This is a genomic window from Cupriavidus sp. USMAA2-4, from assembly GCF_001854305.1.
GTDB lineage: Bacteria > Pseudomonadota > Gammaproteobacteria > Burkholderiales > Burkholderiaceae > Cupriavidus > Cupriavidus malaysiensis.
In genome coordinates this window covers 3,496,868-3,516,150 of sequence record NZ_CP017748.1, presented here as the reverse complement: position 1 = coordinate 3,516,150, position 19,283 = coordinate 3,496,868, and the positions used below count along the sequence as shown (strand labels likewise).

Below are 19,283 nucleotides of genomic sequence, written 5' to 3'. Positions count from 1 at the left end.
CCTCAAAAGTGGCTCAGTTTTCGGTCGGCGCCAACACATGTTGAATCACGAGCAAAACTGAGCCAGGCGTCACGTCCAAAACTGAGCCACTAAGTTGACGAAGAAATGGACTGTTCGGATGTGGATAAGTCTACTGCGTGATCTGTCTGGGGTGCTCCTTTGGCCGTTTTGGTTCGTGTGGCTCTGATGATCGAAGACGGTTGTGCAGTCGAGTGCCTGAAGCGCCAGCTCTGGTTGCCGGTTTCGACGATGTGGCAGTGATGGGTGAGTCGGTCGAGTAGCGCGGTGGTCATCTTGGCGTCGCCGAACACGCTGGCCCACTCCGAGAACGACAGGTTGGTGGTGACGACCACGCTGGTGCGCTCGTACAGCTTGGACAGCAGGTGGAACAGCAAGGCCCCACCGGCTTGACTGAAGGGCAAATAGCCCATCTCGTCGAGGATGACGAGATCCACGTACATGAGCCGATGTGCCAGTTGCCCGGCCTTACCTTGAGCTTTCTCGGCCTCCAGCAGATTGACCAGCTCGACGGTCGAGAAGAAGCGCACCCGCTTACCATGTGCACGGATGGCATGAACGCCCAGGCTTGTGGCAAGGTGTGTTTTGCCCGTGCCAGGGCCGCCCACGAAGACCACGTTGTGGGCTGAGTCGATGAACTTGAACTCGTGCAGCTGACGCACCAGCGCCTCGTCCACCTGCGCCTGATCAAAGGCAAAGCCAGCCAGGTCGCGGTGGTGCGGGAATCGGGCCGCCCGCATCTGGTAGGCCATGGAGCGCACTTCCCGATGTGCACCCTCGGCCTTGATGAGCTGATGCAGCAGGGCTTCGTGGTCGAGCGATTTGAGCCGGGCGATGCCCAGCAGTTCCGGCCAGGCACTGGCCATGCCGTGCAGGCTCAAGCCCTTGAGGCTTGCTGCGATGTCATTGGACATGGTCATCCTCCTGGGACTGGCGCAGGCTGTCGTAGCGCGACACGTCGGCCTGAGGCGGCTCGTGCAGCGTCAGTGAAGGCAAGGCTGCTTCAGGCAGGCTTTGCACGGCTTGGGGCTCCTTGAGCCTGGCCAGCACGTTGAGCACATGGTCTGCGCTCACGCGGCCCGATTGCAGCGCCAACTCCACGGCCACCAGCACGTCATCGAGCCCGTGCAGGGTGATGGCCATGAGCACCTGGGCCATCACCCGGTCGCCGCCAGGGTGGCGAAGCAGGTGCGCTTGCAGATGCTGCAAGGGCTCGGGCATGGTCTTGAAGGGGGCGCCGTTGCGCAAAGCGCCGGGCTTGCGTTCGAGCAAGCTGACGTAGTGCCGCCAGTCGTACAAGGTCTGGCCACGCTCGAAGCTGCGCGGCAGGCTCACCGGCTGTTCTGGCGATTCCGAGTTGGCACCGACCACCACCAGGCGATCGGGATAAGCCCGCACGCTGACACTGGTGTGGGCCCACTCGCATGGCACGCTGTAGCGATTGCGCTGGTAGTGGATCAGCGAGGTGGCTGTGACCCTGGCCATCTGCTCGACATAGCCATCAAATGGCGCAGGGTTGGGCATCAGGTGCGTCTGCTCTTGCTGCCAGACGTCGGCGATCGTCAGCTCTGGCCACTCGGGGTGAGGCAGCTCATGCCAGGCGTCCAGGCAAGCCTGGTGCAGCCACGCATTGAGGCTCTCCAGGTCGGGCCAGCGGCGTTCCGCTGCCTCCATCCAGATGCCACGACGGCGATCCTGCACGTTCTTCTCGACGATACCCTTCTCCCAGCCAGCGGCGCGGTTGCAGAACTCTGGCTCGAACAGGTAGTGACCCGTCATGGCCTCGAAGCGCGCATTGACGGTGCGGCTCTTGCCCTGACCAACCTTGTCGACGGCGGTCTTCATGTTGTCGTAGATGCCCCGGCGCGGCACGCCACCAAAAGCCGCAAAGGCTCGGGCATGGGCGTCGAACAACATCTCGTGGGCCTGGCTGAAATAGGCGGTGAGCATGAAGGCCCGACTGGCCGCCAGCTTGGTGTGCGAAGCCTCCAGGCGTTTGCGCAGGCCGCCCACGAACAGGTACTCGCAGCTCCAGTCGAACTGGAAGGCCTCGCCCATCTCGAAACTCATGGGTACGAAGGCCATTCGGGTTGGCGCGTCGGACTGTGCCTGCTGCCAGCGCTTGGCGAACTCATAGACCGGGCCTCGGCTGCCAGGGTAGCCCACGGCCTGCAGTGCCCGGAACATGGCCTTGATGCCACGGCGCTCGCGCTTGTTGCGGTGGCTGTCGGCCTTTAGCCAGGTGGCCAGCTGTTCCTTGTAGGGATCGAGAACGCTGGGAAGAGAGGCCCGCTTGGGGTAGCGGGGCTCGACCATCTCGTCGGCCTCGAGCCACTTGGCGGCTGTATTGCGGGAGATGCCCAGCCTTCGGCTGGCTTCGCGCACGCTCAGGTGGTCACGGTGGACCATGCGGCGCAATTTGCTCAATGTGCTCACGTTGATCACTCCTGCACCCCACTGCTGCAAAAAACAGCAGGGTAGGTGGATAACGTGGCTCAAAATTGGGCGTGACGGATGCCCTTTAGTGGCTCAGTTTTGCTCGTGATTCAACAGCGCCACAAACTCCGCCAGCCATGGATTCGGGCAGGCGGTGTAGTACGGCGGGTCGGACATGGCGAGGATGGCTTCGTCCGAGCCCTGCGGGAAACCTTCCTGCTTGCGGAATGCCGGGTCTTTCAACTTGTCGGCCAGCAGCCCAAGAAAATGCGTGCGGCGTGCGTCGTCGCTGGCGAAGGTCTGGCCGAGGCATTCGACGGGGCCTGCCAAGGCGTCATTTGTTTGGAAAAAATCACTCATCATACTTTTGCCTTATTCTGTTTCTATTGCTTTGAGTCGCTGTTGAAGCGAGGGATATGCATAGTGATCGGAGGCATCCCTACTATCAGCGATCCGAGCATCTATAAATGCTTGCCAATGAGGATGAGACCCAGGCAGAAGATTTCGTGTGGCGTCGAATACGGCATCCAGGATCGTAGATGTTCCGCTTGCACCCCATATTTGGCCATTCCCCTGCACAGCTTCAAGCATGGAACGCACATCATCCACACCCATTAAATGTGCAAGTGGAATCATCAATGCTCGCCCACGATGCTCTGCGCTTCGCCAGCCACTAGACTCACCATAGATGCGGATGGCCTGCGAAATAAACTCGCGCCTTGGAATTTGGGAAATAATTCCAATCTGAACATCTTGTTCAAAAGAATCGAATCGTGCCAACAGAATATTAGCCAGTTCGGGAATGCCAAACACCTCGAAGGCAGAATGCGCTTTGAGGGTTTCAGCATCGGCAATCCCAAGCAACTGCTTAAATCTAATTCGGGTCGGCTCCGCGAGCCAGTCCCAAACGCGGGAATCGCACTCAACAAAAGCGCTGATGCTGAGCAGCAGTGCGTCTGGAATCGCATCGAATTTACGTGCGATGTGATCCCTAGCTGTTACGTCGTAAATTGCTGTCTTAGCTTTGGCAACTTCCCGCAGCGTTCGGGCAACTTGACGAAGTTGCCCGATATATTGGGCAGACTCAGCGCCGAAAGGTGCACTCATCAGGGACTTGATCAAGTTGACGACCATCACATCTTTCGCTCGGTCAAGATACTTGGTGCGAACGAATGTGCCGATACTGTCGCCATCCACGGGGAAAGAAGGACTCAGCAGATCGGTGTGGAACCGCTCAATCGCGCTCTTGCCTTGAAGCGGCGCGTTGATCAGCAGGTGCTTCAGTGCATGGGTGATGTGGGTCCGCACCAGTTCTGGTGTCGGCTGAAACAGGGAGTCTTCCGTGGCAAAGGCAGGATGCGCGCACAGGTGCCGATCCCTCTGCAAACGATTCAAATCTTCAAACTCGTGTGGAGCGAATAGTTGGAGCTTTTCATTTGCCGTAGCCAGGACAGCAGACTCTATAGCCTGCATCTTTTTCACATCGCTGTTCTGTATCGCTTGCTCGACTTCCCGCACGAACGCGATGGCTGCGGCATCGCCATGCGCAGCCAACTCCTTGGCCTTGGCGATGATGTCGTAGTCGACAGCGATCCATGTGGAAACGATGGCGGAACGAAACGCTCCGCCGCGATAAGCTGACAGAGCCTCGCCAATCAGCCGTTTTGACTCGGGGTCGCGCACAACCAGCGCCAGAGAATCTATGTCCGTCAGGCCTTGAGCCGCGAAGGTGCTCATAGCGGCTCTCCTTCCGAACCCGTGGCGTGCTGTTCGGCATATTTCTTCATACCATCACGCAGAATCTCAAGGAATGTGTGATTTCTGCACTCGGCATCCGCAACAATCGCATCAAAGGACACCACAAACGTTGGCGTGGGAATGATTCTCCCATCGGGATGTGGGGTTTCGAATTCCTGATAGTAGACTTTGCCTTTGGAGAAAAAGGGCGTCCACTTGAATTGCCGCAGCCGAAAGGCAGTGGTGTCATTGATATCCATGATTGCGTAATACCAAACCCGTTGGATATTCGGGCAGTAAGCCACCAGTTTTCCAGCGCGATCAAGCAGTTGATTTACCGCATAAAAATTATCTTTTTCTTCGTCGGTCTTCTTCTTTATTTCAACTACCACGACATCGACCGGCGCAGCGTCACTCGGATCGGCTGAGAAGATCATGGCAATGTCTGGCCGGCCAGTATCTCCCACGCTTTCGTCATCCAGGCGGATGGCATTGATGACAGCATCCATACTTTTCTCGCTCAGTATCGTGCGAAAAACCATGAACTTGTCGTCCAGCAACCAAGCATTGTTCTGGTAAATCTCGGTAGACAAGGTATCTTGGGAAAACTCCTTAAACCTCGGGACGATCAGGTTGTGTATCTCAGCCTCGGCATTATCGGCCGTCATCTCCTTCATCCGGCCAATGATCTTGTCGCGATACAGGATGTACTCTGTCAAAGTCCGAGAAGAAAGCTCCATAGATTTTTCATAAGCAGTCTCACTCAACTTCTCACTCTGAAGGATCTCTTTTTGGACCCGGAAGAATCGTTGCTGGGCGATCGCTAGAGCATCGTCCCGATCAATCAGGCCGACGGTATCGTTTTCAAAAAATCCAAGCAAATGAGGAAACTGCTCTTCGAACTTTTCTTTTATTTTTCCGTTTCTTTCGGTGATCTGCGGAATTTTCTGAGCAAGTACTTTTCCAAGCTCACGACGCAGCACTCGGAAGAGCCGTGCCTCTTGAACCCCTTCGGGCAACACCAACTTCTGACGCGAGCTATCGGCATTGGAGTGGAAAATTTCAGATTCAAATAGAAAAACACATAGATAGCCCGCCGGAAATGATGCCGGAGGTATCAGGTTGGCCGGAATCGTGCGTCCGTCGATGCTGAATGCCGTTAGAGCGCTGCCTTTTCCCGCCACAGACTCAATGTGGTAGTACATATCAATAGCCGAAATCGCATCCAGAGAATCATCCTGGATCGTGATTTTTGTCATTGATGGCAAGTCATCTGCTGTAATGACCGTTTCGTGTGGGAAGAACTCTTTTTGGACGTTGCTTTCTTTGGTGTTCAAGTTGATCGAAATTTTGAATGCCGTACCGTCGCGCTTGCGCGCATCCAGCGTCGGCAGGAATTGCTCGATCAAGAGTGGCTTGAGTGCGTCAGGTTTCAAATCGTCATAGGACTTGACGCGATCTTTTGCAAAGCCATTGAAGGCCAAAGCTGTTTTGGCGGGCTGCTCATCTTTCAGGATTTCAAGTGGTGCATTGCCATCGAATCCATCTTTGAAGATAAAGCTCCTGCGCCACTTGTCGCGGGTGCTGTTGACCTCTACCCGGCTAAAGTAGTTGAGGAATACCAGGCGGCCGATGCCTTTATGGAACTTATCTCTTGGCCTTAGCAGTTTTCTAAAGCGCTCAAAGTTCTCGTCCGTGAATCCATCGCCGTTGTCTGATACCGTAATTTTCAGTGTGTCTGGCTTGTCAAATGCCTGTACATCAATATCGATGGACACATCGGTCGCACCCGCATCCAGCGCATTGGCTAGCGCCTCGAAATAAACCAAGGTCAATGATGGGTTGGGGAAAAACAGCCTGATGGCCCCAGCGGTTTCAATATCCATTGCCGTCTTCCTTGCCAATTTCCGCTTGACTGGGTGCGGCGAGCCGGCAGCGATGAACCAATTGCTCAGCCAGATCTAGCAAGTTACTGGTTGCATTCGTTGTCATAGGCATAGGTTGCACCTCAAACATCCATTTTCTTGCGCAATTCATCTACGAACCGCTTGGCCCATGGCGATGCCTGAATTACTTTGGCCGGGTCGATCTTCGTCAGCAGCTTGAACGAGTGCTCGCCCTTGCCGTAAACGGCTTTGGTCTTGCAGTTACTGGTGGCCTGCTCCAGGGATCTATAGACCTGCTGCTTCGCGATGCCTTCGATGGCGTTGTCGGCAGCAGGCAAGGCGTTTTCCTTGAAACCCTGTCCGAAAAATGCTTTGAGTGCATCCCTGTCCGCGAGGAACCAGCTTTCCATGATTTTCACCATGAGGTGACAATCCGTGTCGGCGGAATGCTGCGGTTTGTCCCAGCCGTCTCCCTGCCTGGTTTTCAGGTGTGCCCATGGTTGCCAGGTATCCGGCTGTCCTTGCTGGTGTTGAGCATTGACGAGATCTTCACTGTCCACGAGCAGAAAAGCTTCTTCGCCACTGGCAATTGCTGTGCAAAAGGAATCGAACGCATCGCGTCTGCTCCCGCATGCCACGATTCGTGGGCGGTTCTTCAATCCGGCCTTGGTGACGAATGTCGTAAATCCTTCGCGGCAGGCAGTTTTCAATGCTGCCGTATCACCGCCACCTTCGACGTACAACTTCACCATCTCGTCCCCCCAATCTCGCCGCGTGTCCACAGTTGGCCCAGCCGGTATTTTTCCAGCCAAGGTTTTAACTTGTCGGCATCGAGTCGGGTCAGTGTGGTTCCCTGCGGGCCGCGCTCAGCAACGATGACCGCTTCTGGTTGGTCTGTCAGGGCATCGACAAGCACATCAGAATGGGTGGTGACGATCAGTTGGGTGCGATCTGACGCATCTTTGAGCAGGTCGGCCAGCGTTGGCAGAACGTCGGGGTGCAGGCCCAACTCGGGTTCTTCAATACAGATCAGTGGCGGCGGATTGGGGTGGCAAAGGATGGCCAGCAAGCACAGGTAACGCAGGGTACCGTCCGAAAGCCGTGTGGCGGGGACGATGTACTTGCCTTCCTGAAAGAACACCTGCACCGTTCCACCTTCGATCTGCACATCGAAGTCGTCGATACCGTCGTACAGCGCGCGCAGTGCGTCGAGCAGCTTCTTTTTGACCTCTGGATCGCGGCGCAGCCGGTTGAGCACCAAGCCCAGATTGCTGGCGTCCGGCTCCAGCAGGTCGTTTGGCAAGTCAGCCTTTTGCGGCAGTCTTGGTGTGGTGTAGCGCCCAAAGGTCCACTCGCGGTAGAGCCGCATCTTTCCGAAAGAATTACCTAGCCAAGTCAGTTCTGGATACTGATCGGGGTCTTTGCGCTGAGACAAAATTGACGCGGTGGAGTCAATGTCTTCGTGCTGCAAGCGTCGCTCATTGCCTTTGATGTTGAGCACACCATGACCGTTCTGGAAACGGTAGTAAAAATAGGGGTTGGTATGTCCATAGTCCGGCTGCTCGTGTTCGACACGCTCATCTAGGATCTCAAAGCGTTGCCCCACTTCAGAAAAACTCAACACATAGCGCAAATTTTGGGACGCTCTTGGGTTGTCGAATACCGCATCAATGGTTGCGTGTGGTGTTTTGATTGCGCCTTTCCACAACCAGTCACGCACACCACCGCCATCGCGGATGGCCGCCAGCAGGTTGGATTTCTCCGAGGTGCTTGGCGTGGAGCGAATCAGGTCGATGGCTTCGATCAAGTTGGATTTGCCCGACCCATTGGGGCCGATCACCACATTGAGCGGGCGCAGTTCTAGCACCTGCGCGGACTCGCCAAAGCTCAGGAAATTGGTCAGTTTCAGTGATTTGAGCAGCATGCTGTTCTCCTTCACTCGATCACGAAGCGCAGCTTGGTGGCATCTTTGCCTTTGCTACGGTCACTGATCAGTGCATCAAAGCGTTTGCGCAGGTCGTCCGGCGTGGCGGGTGAGCCGCCTTGCAGCAGCGCCTGCTTGATCTCGTCGCTCTTGACTTCGATCTTCTCCAATCCCGACAGCGCCTCTTGCACGGCGTTGGCGAACTCTTGGGTCAATGGGGCCGGCAGCGTGCGTGAGGCTAGGAAGGCGTCGATCAGCTTTTTGCTGGCGGTGGGCAACAGGCCCAGGCTCTCCTGGGTGAACGGGTCTTCCAGGTTCTCCAGCAGGGTTTGCTGCCAGTTGGCCAGCAATTCGTCCAGATCGTCGTCCAGCTTGTGCAGGCGGTTGGCGGCGGGCAGCAGTTCCAGTTGCTCAGCGGACGGGCGGAACTGGCAGTGCGGGCAGACGGCGGTCGTGACCAGCGTCGGCTCATCCAGCGACGAGCAGCTCTTCAGGCCATTGAGGGATTCCTCGAACGCGGTGAGTTGGCTAGTGGGCATCAACGACACGCCGGCCAATACGCGCAGTGCCAGCAGGCGCTCGTCGCGACGCAGGGCATTGCGGGTCTTGTCTTCGGCCACGCCAAGCCGTGCCTTGCTGTGGCTGGCGATGTAAGCAGCGATGTAGTCCTTCTTGAGCTGGCCCAGGGTTTGCCGGTACTCAGAAGCGTGCTCAGCCGTGCGGTCCTGGCTCAGCTTGTCTTGTAGGGCTTTGCGGGCTGCCTCGGCTTGCTTCACCCACGGATGCTCGGTGGGCAGCACCATCTCGGCCTGGGAGAGGTAAGACGCCGTGCCACCCAGATCCGCGACCAATTCGAGCAGGCGCTCAACGGCGGCGAGAATCTCCAGATTCTTCTTCTGGCTATCCAGATCATCCAGCGTCACGCGCAGGTTCTTGAGCTTGCCGACGGTGTTGTACGGCGTCAGCGACTCGGTGAACTTTTTCAGCGAGTCGAGTCGGGCGTACCAGTCTTTGGCTTCTTCTTCGCGCAGCAGGTTCTGGCCCCAGAAGCCGAGCTTGCCTTGCTGCAGGTCGGAACCGGCCTTGAGCATCCGGGCTACCTGCGCGCTGACCTTCTCTTGCAGCTTGATGACGGGTTCGGTATCGCCTTGGCTGGCCTTCTGAGCCAGGCCGGATGGCAGGTCGAACAGCTCGAACAAGGCGCGTAGCACGGCGAGGTTGATCTCCTTGGGGGCCTCGACATGCTTGAACTGCTTGAGTTCTTCCAGCGAGCGCTCTGCGAGTTGCGCCAGCTTGCCGGAGTCGATCTTGTCGCCAGTGATGGACAGCACGAGGTCACCGGAATAGACCAGGCCGCCCAGCACGGTGACCAGCAGGTCGGGCTCCAGCCGGTACTTGATCGGCGCGAAATACTCGATGTCGGACGAGCCAGACAGCAGTTCGTTGCGGTTGAGCACCTGGCCGTGGCCTTTAGCCTTGAGGCAGCTCAGCACCTCTTTCGCGTAGCGGGAGTTGGCGGGATCAACGCGGTCGCCATCGAGCAGTTCCAGCGCATCGAGAATGGCAACGGCATCCTTGGTTCGCGTTCCACCTGCCAGTGCGCGCAGTGCGTTGCCCACCAATTGCTTGCGGTTGGCTTCGGTGACCAGCACCGAGAACGTGGGGTATTCAGGCGCGATGTCAGCAAAGCGCTGGCCCAGTGCCAAGCCAGAGACTATGTTCACCACGTCGCGGAAGTTGATGCGTTCTTCCGGACCCAGGCGTGCCCGCTCGCGCAGGGACACGCCCTTGGCCCAGTCCTGTAGCGTCTTGGTCTTGCCTTGGTAGGTGACCTCGAACGCGGTCATCTGCTTTTCTTGCAGCCACTTGCTCATGGACCGCAGCGAGTCCTGGGCTTTGGATAGGTAGACGGCCTTCGCGCCGCCGCTGGCGGTGGATGCCAGGTCCAGTGCCGCAGCGTATTGCGACAGATAGCGTTTGTAGTCTTCGTCGGGTGACTTCAGACGGAAGAACACCTCGTCCGCCAGGTTGGCATCGCTGAACTTCGGCCTGTCGAATGGCTGGATGAAGTAAATGTAGAAGTCACGCTCAGGCTGTGCCGTGGGCCGGTCGTTCGGCGCGCCAAAGAACAGGTAGCCCATGCGCTCGACGCGACGTTCTTGCCATTCGACCTGGTACTGCCAGATCTGGAAACCGGGGTAGCGTAGGTCGTCGCTGCACTCCATCAGCGCCTTGATGGCGCTGTAGTAGGCGCGATCCAGCGCGTCGTCGGACAAGGCTTCGGCGCGTTTTTCGATCTGCGCGTCGTAGTCGATGTCTTTCTTGAGATCGAGGTAGTACTGCTCGGTGTCCGGCGCCTTGGAGATGAACTGGCCGTTGACGGTCTTCAGCACTTCCCGCATCACGGTTTGCACCATCGACAGCAGGTTCTCGGCCGGGTCGCCGGGCATGTCCTCCACGCCAGGCTGGAACAGACACAGGGCGTCGCGCAGTTCGGCTGCGGTGGGGCCGATGGGGATGTGGATGTCGCCACCGGTGGTCAAGCGGTGGACGGCCAACGCATTGATGACGCGCAGTGCCATCGGCTTGTAGGCCGGGCGCGTGAAAGCCTGCTGCACGCGGGACTCCAGCACTTCGGACACGCGCATCACTTCCTTGATGTTCGGGTCGGCGCGCAAGACAGAGTTGGCCTTGATGGTGTTCCAGAAACTCTCGTAGCTGATGAACAGCGGCTTGTCGGCGGGCACTTCCTGGTCGAGGATGGCCAGCATGGCGGCCTCGATGGTCTTGAGTGCACCGCGCTTCTCGGTGAAGTGGATCTGCTCAAAGGTCTTCAGGTAGTCCGGGTGCACCGGGAACAGCCGCACGTACTCGTCCATGCGCTCGTTCATGGAGCCGTAGAACTTGGCGAACGGCGTGAGGTATTCGCGGATCTTGTTCTGCTGGTCAGCCGTCTTCTTGAGCAGGCGCGCGGAGACGACGAAGCTGACGTCCTGGCGGTCGATGAGGATTTGGGTGAAGCGCTCGTTGACTCGGCGCATGCTGTCGGCGACGTGCTGGAAGCGCACGCTGTCGAAGATGGCTTCCTGCACGCCGGCCACGAAGCGGAACTTGAGATGTTTGGTGACTTCGCCGATCTGACGGAGGATTGCCAAGTCGCGAATCAGTTCGTTGTCTTTGCGCGATTGCAGGTATTCCAGGAACTCATCGACCACCAGCAGCAGGCCCTGGTCTGGGTAGACCTCATGGAAGGCCGCCATCATTTCTTCAAGAGACTCTTTGTTGTTGAGTTCTTGATCTGCCGGCGGGAAGCTGTAGCTGACGCCCAGTTTGTCGAGGAAGCGCTCAAGCTGCTGGGTGATGACCTGGCGCAGCGGCATTTCCAGACCGCCCACCTCGATGCGAAGAACCTTGAATTTTCCGGCGATGGAGGCAACCGCCTCGGCGACCTTGGGGTGGCGAATCATCGGCGCATAAGCGGCGTCTTCTGCCACCAGCGACAGCACCGACATCAAGTGCGATTTACCGGTGCCGTAGTTGCCGACGATCAGCACGCCCTTGTGATCGACCGAATCCTCGAAACTGAGCTGGGGAACCATGAGCTTGGAGATCCGCTCGGCCATGTCGTCGGAGATGACATAGGTGGCGACGAGCTTCTTGGCTTCGTCCGGGCGTCCGGCATCGAGCAGTTGAATGACTGACTCGATCTGCTCGAACTGGATCAAATCTCCGTATTTCATGTTCGTGCCCATAGGTTTCTCTCTTCCCGCAGTTTTCGTAAATTCGGTCAAATTTCGAGTACGACCACACCGTCCTGGCTGTAGTCACGATGTTCTGGATGGCTCATGTCGGCGTAGATCAGCCGATCACCGCGCAGCTCGCCAGGCCAGACGGCCACGACGCGCTTGGAGTGAGCCAGCCGCCTGACGAGGTCAAGCGGGTTGATCTGCAAGCTGGGCTCGAACAGCAACTCCAGGTTGTCGAGCAGCAGCGGGGTTTCGGTTCGTTCCCCGAATTGTTCAAGCAGCGCGATCTCGCGCAGCAGTTCGCCTGCCGAGAAGCTGCGCTTGTTGTTCGGCGTGGCGGCCAGCCGGCGCCCCAGCTCCAGGCCAACGTTGAGCGGCTCGATGTTGAGCTTGGCGCTGAGCTGGCGCAGCAGTTGGGTCTTGCCACTGCGGCTGGGGCCGACCAGCAGGATCAACTTGCTGTTGAGGTCGCCGATTTCGCCGATGAGTCGTTCCAGTTTTGCGAGCATGCTCATCCAATCAGTCTGTCTCGGCTTCGAGCCGGTGTTGATCAGGGGAGCGATAACCCGGCGCCAGCACCGCACTGCGCACACCATAGATGGCGAGGTGGTTCCTCAACCAAAGCCGGTACTCAGGGCCGCGCAGGCTATGGTCGGGGGAGCAGTCCACACTCCATTTGCGCAGGATGTAGCCGGCGGTGGCGGCGCGTAGCTTCATGTGCAACACGCCGCCCTGCATGCCGTAGTCCATTTCGGTGATTTCTGGCCGGGGCTGATCCGGGTGAGGAACCAGCTCCAGCTCGACAATCCGTGTCCACTGAATGTCCTGATCGTTCATTTCGTGGGGCGCCACGGGCTGCCCCTTGCGCACCACAGGGCGCTTGATGCGGGTGATGACGAAATCCCGGAACTCCTGCGATTTGCGGTCGAAGGCGCGGACGTGCCAGCGCAGGCCGTTGTCGATCAACGCGAACGGGACGATCTCGCGTGTGGTGCGGCCACTGGAGATGGAGTGGTACTCGATACCCAGCGGGCATTCGTGGTGGATGGCACGAGTCACGCTCGCCAGGATGTCCAGGTCAGGATGGGTGAGCCGGGACGGGCTCTCGCTGGCCACCCACGCCTTGATGTGCATTGGTTCACCGTCGCCAAACCCCTGCGTCAGCCACGACAACGCCCGCTCGGGCGGGAAGGTGAAGATCGGCTGGAAGCTCGGCCCAAGGACGTAGCACTTGCCTTTGCCGTCGTAGTCGATGTTGCCCGGGGCAAGCTCCTTGTACAGCGCCAGATCCCTGGACGCAGCAGCGGACTGGATAGCAAAGCGCGTGACCAGATCCTGGCGGCGCATCTCCCCCATGAAGCGCAGGCGCAACTCCACGAACGCGAGGCGGTCGCGTTGTGGCTGGGTTAGATCGGTAAGTTGTTCGTGGGGCATTCTGGTTGACTCGTTCGGAATAACGAATGCTTATGCGGGTTTCTGCAGAAAGTATATGAGCTGCTTGAAAAGACGTCTATAAATCTAAGTTGATTTGCTAGTATGCTGCATTATGATAACCATTTTTTAAGGCGCAAATGAGAGATCTGATGTGGACGAGTAGGCAATCAGCCCAGCGGAGCGCACCAGGATCGGCGTGGAATGGGGTGCATCCAGCAGGCCATCGCGGACGAAGACTGGTGCGAATAGATCCTTGATAGGGAGCAGGAGCACGGCCCATGGAACTGCGACACCTTCGCTGCTTTGTGGCTCTCGCAGAGGAGCTGCACTTCACACGGGCCGCCGAGCGCCTACATATCGAACAACCACCCTTGTCCCGCGCCATCAAGGAGCTTGAGGACGACCTGGGTGCAGTGCTCTTCGTGCGCAACCGCCGAGGTACGGTGCTTACCGAGGCGGGCGCAACTTTCCTGCAAGACGTGCGCAGGGTGTTCGCCGCGCTGAAGCAGGCTCAGGAGAACGTCCAGGCGGTCGCCTCGGGCCTGAGCGGAAGCCTTCGCATTGCAGTGTCCGACGGCGCCATCGATCCCCGGCTGTCAGCCCTCCTGGCCCGTTGCCGCGAGGAAGAGCCGGAGATCGAGATTCGTCTGTCCGAAGTGCCGTTGGCCGAGCAGTTGCGCGGGCTACGCTCGGGCGACTTCTCGATCGGGTTCGCGCACACGGCGGAGGTCGGCGATGACATCGTGACCGAGCCGCTCTGGCACGACTCGCTGGTGGTCGCCGTACCTGCCCGGCACCCTTTGCTTTCACACAAGGCCGTTCCGCTGCACCAGCTTGCGAGCTACCCACTGGTCTTATGCGACCCGCAGACATGCGAAGGCTGCTACCGCGAACTGACGCGGCTGCTGCGGCCGTTGGAGCGTGAGCCCGACGTTGTCGAGCATGTGTCCTCGCTGGATATGATGCTCACCCTGGTCGGTGCTGGCTACGGCGTTGGCTTCATCACGGCAACCAGGGTCGCGGCGAGCCCGCGCCCCGATGTGGTAATCCGTCCCCTGGCTATGGATTCCGCGATCATCACGACCTACTTGCTGCGGCCCGTCAGCGAGGATTTGCCGGTATCGGTGGAGCGGTTCATTGCGCGCCTGCGCGAGCACTCGGGCGATTGATGCGGCGGCACGAGCTGTAACTGAAGTTCGCGGCTGTTTATGGCGAGTCTTGCGGCTCACTGCCAGAGTTGAGGTTCTTTTCAGTCGCCGCCATCAACTCGCTGGCGCTGATCCCGAGCGCGGCGGCAATTTTCAGTATCAGGGGAAGCGTCGGCACATGCTCCCCGCGTTCGATCTTGCCCATGTGTGAACGCGATATTCCAGCCTGAAATGCAAAGTCGTCTTGAGCGACGCCGTGCGCGACGCGGGCCGCGCGCACGGCCCGCCCGAAAGCTAATGCTGGTTCGGATTCATAGGTGGGTGTGCCAGGTGGACGACCTGGCTGAATAGTAAGCTTCTGCATCGGCAGAAGCGTCAAACAATCCTCTTAAATTAACCACGTTAAATATATAGACGTTAAAGTTCTCTCTTTACTATGATGCTGGTTTGCCCTTGACCTGCTTTGTCGCTTCTGTGGGTTCTCCATGGACAACATCACCAGCCAGCCCGCCCACCTCAGGTTTGCGATAGCGCCAGGCGTATCGTCATCTCGGCTTTCGGCGCTGCTCGCGCTGCAACGTGCGCAAGAACCAGAGGTCAGCATCGGGTTCTTTGAGGTTGCAGGTGACGAGTTGCTTGATGGACTTCGTGAAGGCCGCTACGACGTAGGGGTGTCGCTTCAAGAGGCGAGCGATCCGGTCATCCAAACCCAGCCCTTGTGGGTTGAGAGCATGGCCGTTGCGATGCCGCTGCGGTTTCCATTGCTGGATCAGGCATCGCTCACCATCGCTGACCTACAGAACTACCCGATCTTTCGCTTGCAGGCTGAGGCCTGTTCTTCACTGGACCATCGGCTGCTCTCGCTCCCGTCCGCCGACCCGCAAAAACTTCAATACGTGACGTCTTTCGAGATGATGGCGCTATGGGTTTCTGCCGGCTACGGTGTCGGGCTATCCGCGCAATCGCGCATCAAGCACGCCCATGGATGGGGAGTCAGCATGCGCCCCCTGGACGACGGCCCCTACGAGATCGTGACGCACCTGCATAGGCCCCAGGGGCAAGCGAACTCTGTTTCCGTGCGATTCGAGAGCAGAGCTCTGCATGTAGCACAAGCTCAGGGCGCCTGATGCCGCTTCGCTTAGGAGCAGGCCGCTGGGCACACAACTCAGTGGCTGTCAGTGGCTGCCCTAAGACCGCAGTGGATGCATCTATCCATCAGGAGGGCAAAACTGGTATCATTTACGGCCCAAACCGGACATCCGAACTTGGGAAACCCGTTATTAATCAATGGGTTGAATGATTGGATCGATTCCCATCGCCCGCTCCACCGCATACTGAACCAGGCCGCCAGAGGCAGCCGGTCCCGGCCCACCGCGCCGCACGGCGCGCCGTGCGCACCCGCCGGACCGGGGATCCGCCCGGCGGCTTTCTTGTTGCCATGCTTCCCGAATCCACCCCCACCGACCCGACGCCGGACCCGGGCGCCGCGCCTGAAGCCGATCTCGCGCCCGAGGCCGCCGACATCGAGGGCGTGGCCCACCCGCGCCGCATCCGCTCTTTCGTGCGCCGCGCCGGCCGCACCTCGACCGGCCAGCAGCGCGCCATCGACGAACAGGGCCCGCGCTTCCTGCTGCCCTACACCGCAGAACCGCTGGACTGGCAGGCCGCCTTCGGCCGCGAAGCGCCCGCCATCCTGGAAATCGGTTTCGGCATGGGCGAGACCACCGCGCATATCGCCGCGCTGCGCCCGCAGGACAACTTCCTCGGCTGCGAGGTGCACGAACCCGGCGTGGGCGCCCTGCTCAAGCTGCTCGGCGAGCGCGACATCGGCAACGTGCGCATCCTGCAGCACGATGCGGTCGAAGTGATCGCGCACATGCTGGACGAGGCGAGCCTCGACGGCGTGCACATCTTCTTCCCCGATCCCTGGCACAAGAAGCGCCACAACAAGCGGCGCCTGGTGCAGCCGCCGCTGGTCAAGCTGCTGGCCTCGCGCCTGAAGCCCGGCGGCTACATCCACTGCGCCACCGACTGGGAAGAATATGCGCACCAGATGGTGGAAGTGCTGGCGGGCGAGCCATTGCTGCGCAATACCTCGGATGCGCCCGGCGGCTTCGCGCCGCGCCCGGACTACCGCCCGGTCACCAAGTTCGAGCGCCGCGGCCTGCGCCTCGGCCATGGCGTCTGGGACGTCGTGTTCCGCCGGCAGGACTGAGTACGGCTGCGCACATGCGTGGCGCCATCGGCGCCCACGCCCGCGTCAGCGGCAAGCCGAACGCAAAGAGGCCTTCCCTTGGGAAGGCCTCTTTGCTTTGGCGGAGTGCCCGGACGGGCGGCAGGCCCCGGCGCCGGCCTCAGTCGCGCGTTTCCAGTGCCCGGTTGATACGCAGCGCCACCAGCGTGCAGGCGGTGCCGGACAGCAGGTAAGCGCTGACGGCCACCAGTCCGAACGTGGACGACAGGCCGAGCGCGACCAGCGGCGCGAAGGCGGCACCGAACAGCCAGGCGAAATCGGAACTCAAGGCCGCACCGGTGTAGCGGAAGCGCCGCTCGAAATTGGCGGTCACGGTGCCTGCGGCCTGCCCATAGGACAGGCCGAGCAGGGCGAAGCCGACCAGGATGAAGATGTCCTGGCGCACCGCGCTGCCGCCCATCAGGTAGGGCGCGAACAGCGCGAACACGCCGATCAGCGCCGCCATCAGGCCGAGTGTGGTGCGCCGCCCGATGCGGTCGGCAAGGCGGCCCGAGGCCAGCGTGCACACGATCGCGATGAAGCCGCCGACGATCTGCACCGCCAGCACGTTGGCCACGTCCTGGGTGGCGCCGATCACCACCCACGACAGCGGAAACACCGTCACCAGGTGGAACAGGGCATAGCTGGCCAGTGCGGCGAAGGCACCGATAAAGAGGTTGTAACCTTGGCTGCGCAACATTTCCGCGGTGCTGATCGGTTCCAGCTCCCCTTCTTCCAGCAACTGGGTGTACTCTTCCGTGACCACCAGCCGCAGGCGGGCGAACAAGGCCACCACGTTGATGGCGAAGGCGACGTAGAAGGGGTAGCGCCAGCCCCAGTCGAGGAAGTCGCCGCCGTCCAGGCTGGTGTAGAGGAACAGGAACAGCGCACTGGCCACGATGAAGCCGATCGGCGCGCCGAGCTGGCCGATCATGGCATACCAGCCGCGCCGCTGCGACGGCGCGTTGAGCGCAAGCAGCGACGGCAGCCCGTCCCACGAGCCGCCGAAGCCGATGCCCTGCAGCACGCGGAAGAAGGACAGCAGCACGATGGACGAGAAGCCCAGGCTGTTGTAGCCGGGCAGGAAGGCGATCCCCGCGGTGGCCGTGCCCAGCACGAACAGCGCGGCCGTCAGCTTGATGCCGCGTCCCCAGCGGCGCTGGATCTTCATGAACAGGGCCGTGCCGAACGGCCTGGCGATGAAGGCGAAGGAGAAGATCGTGAAGGCGTACAGCATGCCCTCGAGCCGCTCCATGGTCGGGAAGAAGACCGACGGGAAGACCAGTACCGAGGCGAGCCCGTAGACGAAGAAATCGAAGTACTCGGAAGCGCGGCCGATGACCACTCCGGTAGCGATCTCCCCCGGGGCCACCTGCGCTCGATGCGCGGGATCGGGCGCGGCGGGTGAAGCAGAAGACGATGGGTGCTTGTGAGTGATGCTGGTCATCATCAGGCCCTCGCTCAGATCGGATGCGGTATCCGGTTACGGTTTCTCGCCGCACCCATAAGAATGGCATCTGCCGCACGACTTTGCCATAGGGAATATGTCCAGTACTCGCTACTCCCGCCCAGGCGTAAATTCGGCGCTCTCCACCACGGCTAAGGTGTCGCCTATGACGACGAGGCCTGTACCCAAAGTCCGGCGCGGCTGGCTGCTGCTGCCCGCCCTGACCCTGTTGGCAGGATGCAACGCCGTCCTGCTCTCGCCTGCCGGCGATCTCGCCACCCGGCAGCGCGACATCATCATCATCTCCACCTGCCTGATGCTGCTGATCATCATCCCGGTGATCGCGCTGACGCTGCTGTTCGCGTGGCGGTACCGGGCCTCGAACACGCAGGCGGCCTACGAACCCGACTGGGACCACTCGACGCTGCTGGAGCTGCTGATCTGGGCCGCGCCGCTGCTGATCATCATCGCGCTGGGCGCGCTGACCTGGGTCAGCACCCACAAGCTCGATCCCTACCGCCCGCTGGCGCGCATCGACGAGGCGCGCGAAGTGCCGGTCGGCACCGAGCCGCTGACCGTGGAAGTGGTCGCGATGGACTGGAAATGGCTGTTCCTGTATCCGGACCAGGGCATCGCCACGGTCAACGAGCTGGTCGCGCCGGTCGACCAGCCGATCCGCTTCCGCATCACCTCCACCTCGGTGATGAACTCCTTCTTCATCCCCTCGCTGGCCGGCCAGATCTACGCGATGCCCGGCATGGAAACCAAGCTGCATGCGGTGATCAACCAGCCGGGCGTCTACGAAGGCTTCTCGGCCAACTACAGCGGCGCGGGATTCTCCAGCATGCGCTTCCAGTTCCGCGGCATGAGCTCCGGCGAGTTCGAGCAATGGGTGAAGCAGGTCAGGGCGGACGGCGGCGCGCTCAGCCGCGATGCCTACCTGCGGCTCGAGCGGCCGAGCGAGCACGAGCCGGTACGGCGCTATGCCAGCGTGGACAAGGGCCTCTACGACGCCATCCTGAACCGGTGCGTGGCGCCCGGCCAGGCCTGCATGCGCGACGTGATGGCCGCCGATGCGCGCCGCCGCTACGAGACGGCGATGGCCCTCTACGGGCGTGCGCCGCAGGACCTGGCGCTGCGCAGGCCGGCCTACCTCGACGCGATCTGCACCGCTGCCGACACGGCCCGCCTCGCCGGCGACCCCACTCCTTCCGCCGTCACCGGCAGCCTGCAGCGATAGCGATCGCGCGGGCATTCCGATGAAGCGTCCCTGG

At 60.1% G+C, this 19,283-nt stretch carries 16 protein-coding genes; 4 read left to right on the top strand and 12 right to left on the bottom strand.

Annotated features, from left to right (window positions below):
- Positions 1 to 89: 89 nt before the first annotated feature.
- From istB to BKK79_RS15545, 10 genes are all read right to left on the bottom strand, one after another.
- On the bottom strand, positions 90 to 932 hold the full coding sequence (gene istB, locus BKK79_RS15590) for an IS21-like element ISAav1 family helper ATPase IstB (RefSeq protein ID WP_016495557.1): 843 nt from the start codon (positions 930 to 932) through the stop codon (positions 90 to 92).
- A complete protein-coding gene (istA, locus tag BKK79_RS15585; RefSeq protein WP_016495558.1) occupies positions 922 to 2,454 on the bottom strand; it encodes an IS21-like element ISAav1 family transposase in 1,533 nt (510 codons plus the stop codon). The genes istB and istA overlap by 11 nt, the downstream gene beginning before the upstream one ends.
- Positions 2,455 to 2,547: 93 nt before the next feature.
- Positions 2,548 to 2,817: a hypothetical protein gene (locus BKK79_RS15580; RefSeq protein ID WP_071038004.1), complete on the bottom strand. Its 270-nt coding sequence runs from the start codon at positions 2,815 to 2,817 to the stop codon at positions 2,548 to 2,550.
- 9 nt (positions 2,818 to 2,826) lie between these two features.
- Complete coding sequence (locus BKK79_RS15575; protein WP_071038003.1) at positions 2,827 to 4,191, bottom strand: hypothetical protein; 1,365 nt, start codon at positions 4,189 to 4,191, stop codon at positions 2,827 to 2,829.
- Positions 4,188 to 6,077, bottom strand: a complete 1,890-nt coding sequence (locus BKK79_RS15570; RefSeq protein WP_071038002.1) for an ATP-binding protein — start codon at positions 6,075 to 6,077, stop codon at positions 4,188 to 4,190. The genes BKK79_RS15575 and BKK79_RS15570 overlap by 4 nt, the downstream gene beginning before the upstream one ends.
- Positions 6,078 to 6,199: 122 nt before the next feature.
- Positions 6,200 to 6,829 (bottom strand): DUF4276 family protein, encoded by a 630-nt coding sequence (locus BKK79_RS15565; RefSeq protein WP_071038553.1) that lies wholly within the window; start codon positions 6,827 to 6,829, stop codon positions 6,200 to 6,202.
- Positions 6,823 to 8,001, bottom strand: coding sequence for an AAA family ATPase (locus BKK79_RS15560; protein WP_071038001.1), 1,179 nt, complete (start codon positions 7,999 to 8,001; stop codon positions 6,823 to 6,825). The genes BKK79_RS15565 and BKK79_RS15560 overlap by 7 nt, the downstream gene beginning before the upstream one ends.
- A gap of 11 nt (positions 8,002 to 8,012) precedes the next feature.
- Positions 8,013 to 11,753 carry a DUF6079 family protein gene (locus BKK79_RS15555; protein WP_232346221.1) on the bottom strand — a complete coding sequence of 1,247 codons (3,741 nt, stop codon included), beginning with the start codon at positions 11,751 to 11,753 and terminating at the stop codon, positions 8,013 to 8,015.
- A 35-nt stretch (positions 11,754 to 11,788) separates the two neighbouring features.
- The gene (brxF, locus tag BKK79_RS15550; RefSeq protein WP_084084737.1) at positions 11,789 to 12,262 is read right to left on the bottom strand and encodes a BREX-3 system P-loop-containing protein BrxF; all 474 of its coding nucleotides are present in this window, start codon (positions 12,260 to 12,262) and stop codon (positions 11,789 to 11,791) included.
- A 4-nt stretch (positions 12,263 to 12,266) separates the two neighbouring features.
- Positions 12,267 to 13,181: a WYL domain-containing protein gene (locus BKK79_RS15545; protein ID WP_071038000.1), complete on the bottom strand. Its 915-nt coding sequence runs from the start codon at positions 13,179 to 13,181 to the stop codon at positions 12,267 to 12,269.
- A gap of 278 nt (positions 13,182 to 13,459) precedes the next feature.
- Between BKK79_RS15545 and BKK79_RS15540 the strand changes: the two genes are divergently transcribed.
- Positions 13,460 to 14,350 carry a LysR family transcriptional regulator gene (locus BKK79_RS15540; RefSeq protein WP_071037999.1) on the top strand — a complete coding sequence of 297 codons (891 nt, stop codon included), beginning with the start codon at positions 13,460 to 13,462 and terminating at the stop codon, positions 14,348 to 14,350.
- A 37-nt stretch (positions 14,351 to 14,387) separates the two neighbouring features.
- On the opposite strand, the gene BKK79_RS15535 is transcribed toward BKK79_RS15540, so the two are convergent.
- Entirely contained in the window at positions 14,388 to 14,693 is a 306-nt protein-coding gene (locus BKK79_RS15535) for a helix-turn-helix domain-containing protein (RefSeq protein ID WP_071037998.1), read from the bottom strand.
- 121 nt (positions 14,694 to 14,814) lie between these two features.
- Here BKK79_RS15535 and BKK79_RS15530 point away from each other — a divergent pair, with 121 nt between their 5' ends.
- Together BKK79_RS15530 and trmB are read left to right on the top strand one after the other, a co-directional pair.
- On the top strand, positions 14,815 to 15,456 hold the full coding sequence (locus tag BKK79_RS15530) for a substrate-binding domain-containing protein (RefSeq protein WP_071037997.1): 642 nt from the start codon (positions 14,815 to 14,817) through the stop codon (positions 15,454 to 15,456).
- Positions 15,457 to 15,767: 311 nt separating this feature from the next.
- Positions 15,768 to 16,544 (top strand): tRNA (guanosine(46)-N7)-methyltransferase TrmB, encoded by a 777-nt coding sequence (gene trmB / locus BKK79_RS15525; protein ID WP_071014835.1) that lies wholly within the window; start codon positions 15,768 to 15,770, stop codon positions 16,542 to 16,544.
- Positions 16,545 to 16,683: 139 nt separating this feature from the next.
- Here the strand turns inward: trmB and BKK79_RS15520 are convergent, their stop codons facing one another.
- Entirely contained in the window at positions 16,684 to 18,009 is a 1,326-nt protein-coding gene (locus BKK79_RS15520) for an MFS transporter (RefSeq protein WP_156811382.1), read from the bottom strand.
- A gap of 166 nt (positions 18,010 to 18,175) precedes the next feature.
- On the opposite strand from BKK79_RS15520, the gene cyoA reads away from it, so the two are divergent.
- A complete protein-coding gene (gene cyoA, locus BKK79_RS15515) occupies positions 18,176 to 19,249 on the top strand; it encodes a ubiquinol oxidase subunit II (RefSeq protein ID WP_071037996.1) in 1,074 nt (357 codons plus the stop codon).
- The last annotated feature ends 34 nt before the right edge of the window (positions 19,250 to 19,283 follow it).

What these genes read in the sequence shown, in the direction of transcription:
- istB (WP_016495557.1), bottom strand. Translation starts at nt 932, where the DNA reads ATGTCCAATGACATCGCAGCAAGCCTCAAGGGCTTGAGCCTGCACGGC.
- BKK79_RS15580 (WP_071038004.1), bottom strand. Translation starts at nt 2,817, where the DNA reads ATGATGAGTGATTTTTTCCAAACAAATGACGCCTTGGCAGGCCCCGTC.
- BKK79_RS15575 (WP_071038003.1), bottom strand. Translation starts at nt 4,191, where the DNA reads ATGAGCACCTTCGCGGCTCAAGGCCTGACGGACATAGATTCTCTGGCG.
- BKK79_RS15570 (WP_071038002.1), bottom strand. Translation starts at nt 6,077, where the DNA reads ATGGATATTGAAACCGCTGGGGCCATCAGGCTGTTTTTCCCCAACCCA.
- BKK79_RS15565 (WP_071038553.1), bottom strand. Translation starts at nt 6,829, where the DNA reads ATGGTGAAGTTGTACGTCGAAGGTGGCGGTGATACGGCAGCATTGAAA.
- BKK79_RS15560 (WP_071038001.1), bottom strand. Translation starts at nt 8,001, where the DNA reads ATGCTGCTCAAATCACTGAAACTGACCAATTTCCTGAGCTTTGGCGAG.
- BKK79_RS15555 (WP_232346221.1), bottom strand. Translation starts at nt 11,753, where the DNA reads ATGGGCACGAACATGAAATACGGAGATTTGATCCAGTTCGAGCAGATC.
- brxF (WP_084084737.1), bottom strand. Translation starts at nt 12,262, where the DNA reads ATGAGCATGCTCGCAAAACTGGAACGACTCATCGGCGAAATCGGCGAC.
- BKK79_RS15545 (WP_071038000.1), bottom strand. Translation starts at nt 13,181, where the DNA reads ATGCCCCACGAACAACTTACCGATCTAACCCAGCCACAACGCGACCGC.
- BKK79_RS15540 (WP_071037999.1), top strand. Translation starts at nt 13,460, where the DNA reads ATGGAACTGCGACACCTTCGCTGCTTTGTGGCTCTCGCAGAGGAGCTG.
- BKK79_RS15535 (WP_071037998.1), bottom strand. Translation starts at nt 14,693, where the DNA reads ATGCAGAAGCTTACTATTCAGCCAGGTCGTCCACCTGGCACACCCACC.
- BKK79_RS15530 (WP_071037997.1), top strand. Translation starts at nt 14,815, where the DNA reads ATGGACAACATCACCAGCCAGCCCGCCCACCTCAGGTTTGCGATAGCG.
- trmB (WP_071014835.1), top strand. Translation starts at nt 15,768, where the DNA reads ATGCTTCCCGAATCCACCCCCACCGACCCGACGCCGGACCCGGGCGCC.
- BKK79_RS15520 (WP_156811382.1), bottom strand. Translation starts at nt 18,009, where the DNA reads ATGACCAGCATCACTCACAAGCACCCATCGTCTTCTGCTTCACCCGCC.
- cyoA (WP_071037996.1), top strand. Translation starts at nt 18,176, where the DNA reads ATGACGACGAGGCCTGTACCCAAAGTCCGGCGCGGCTGGCTGCTGCTG.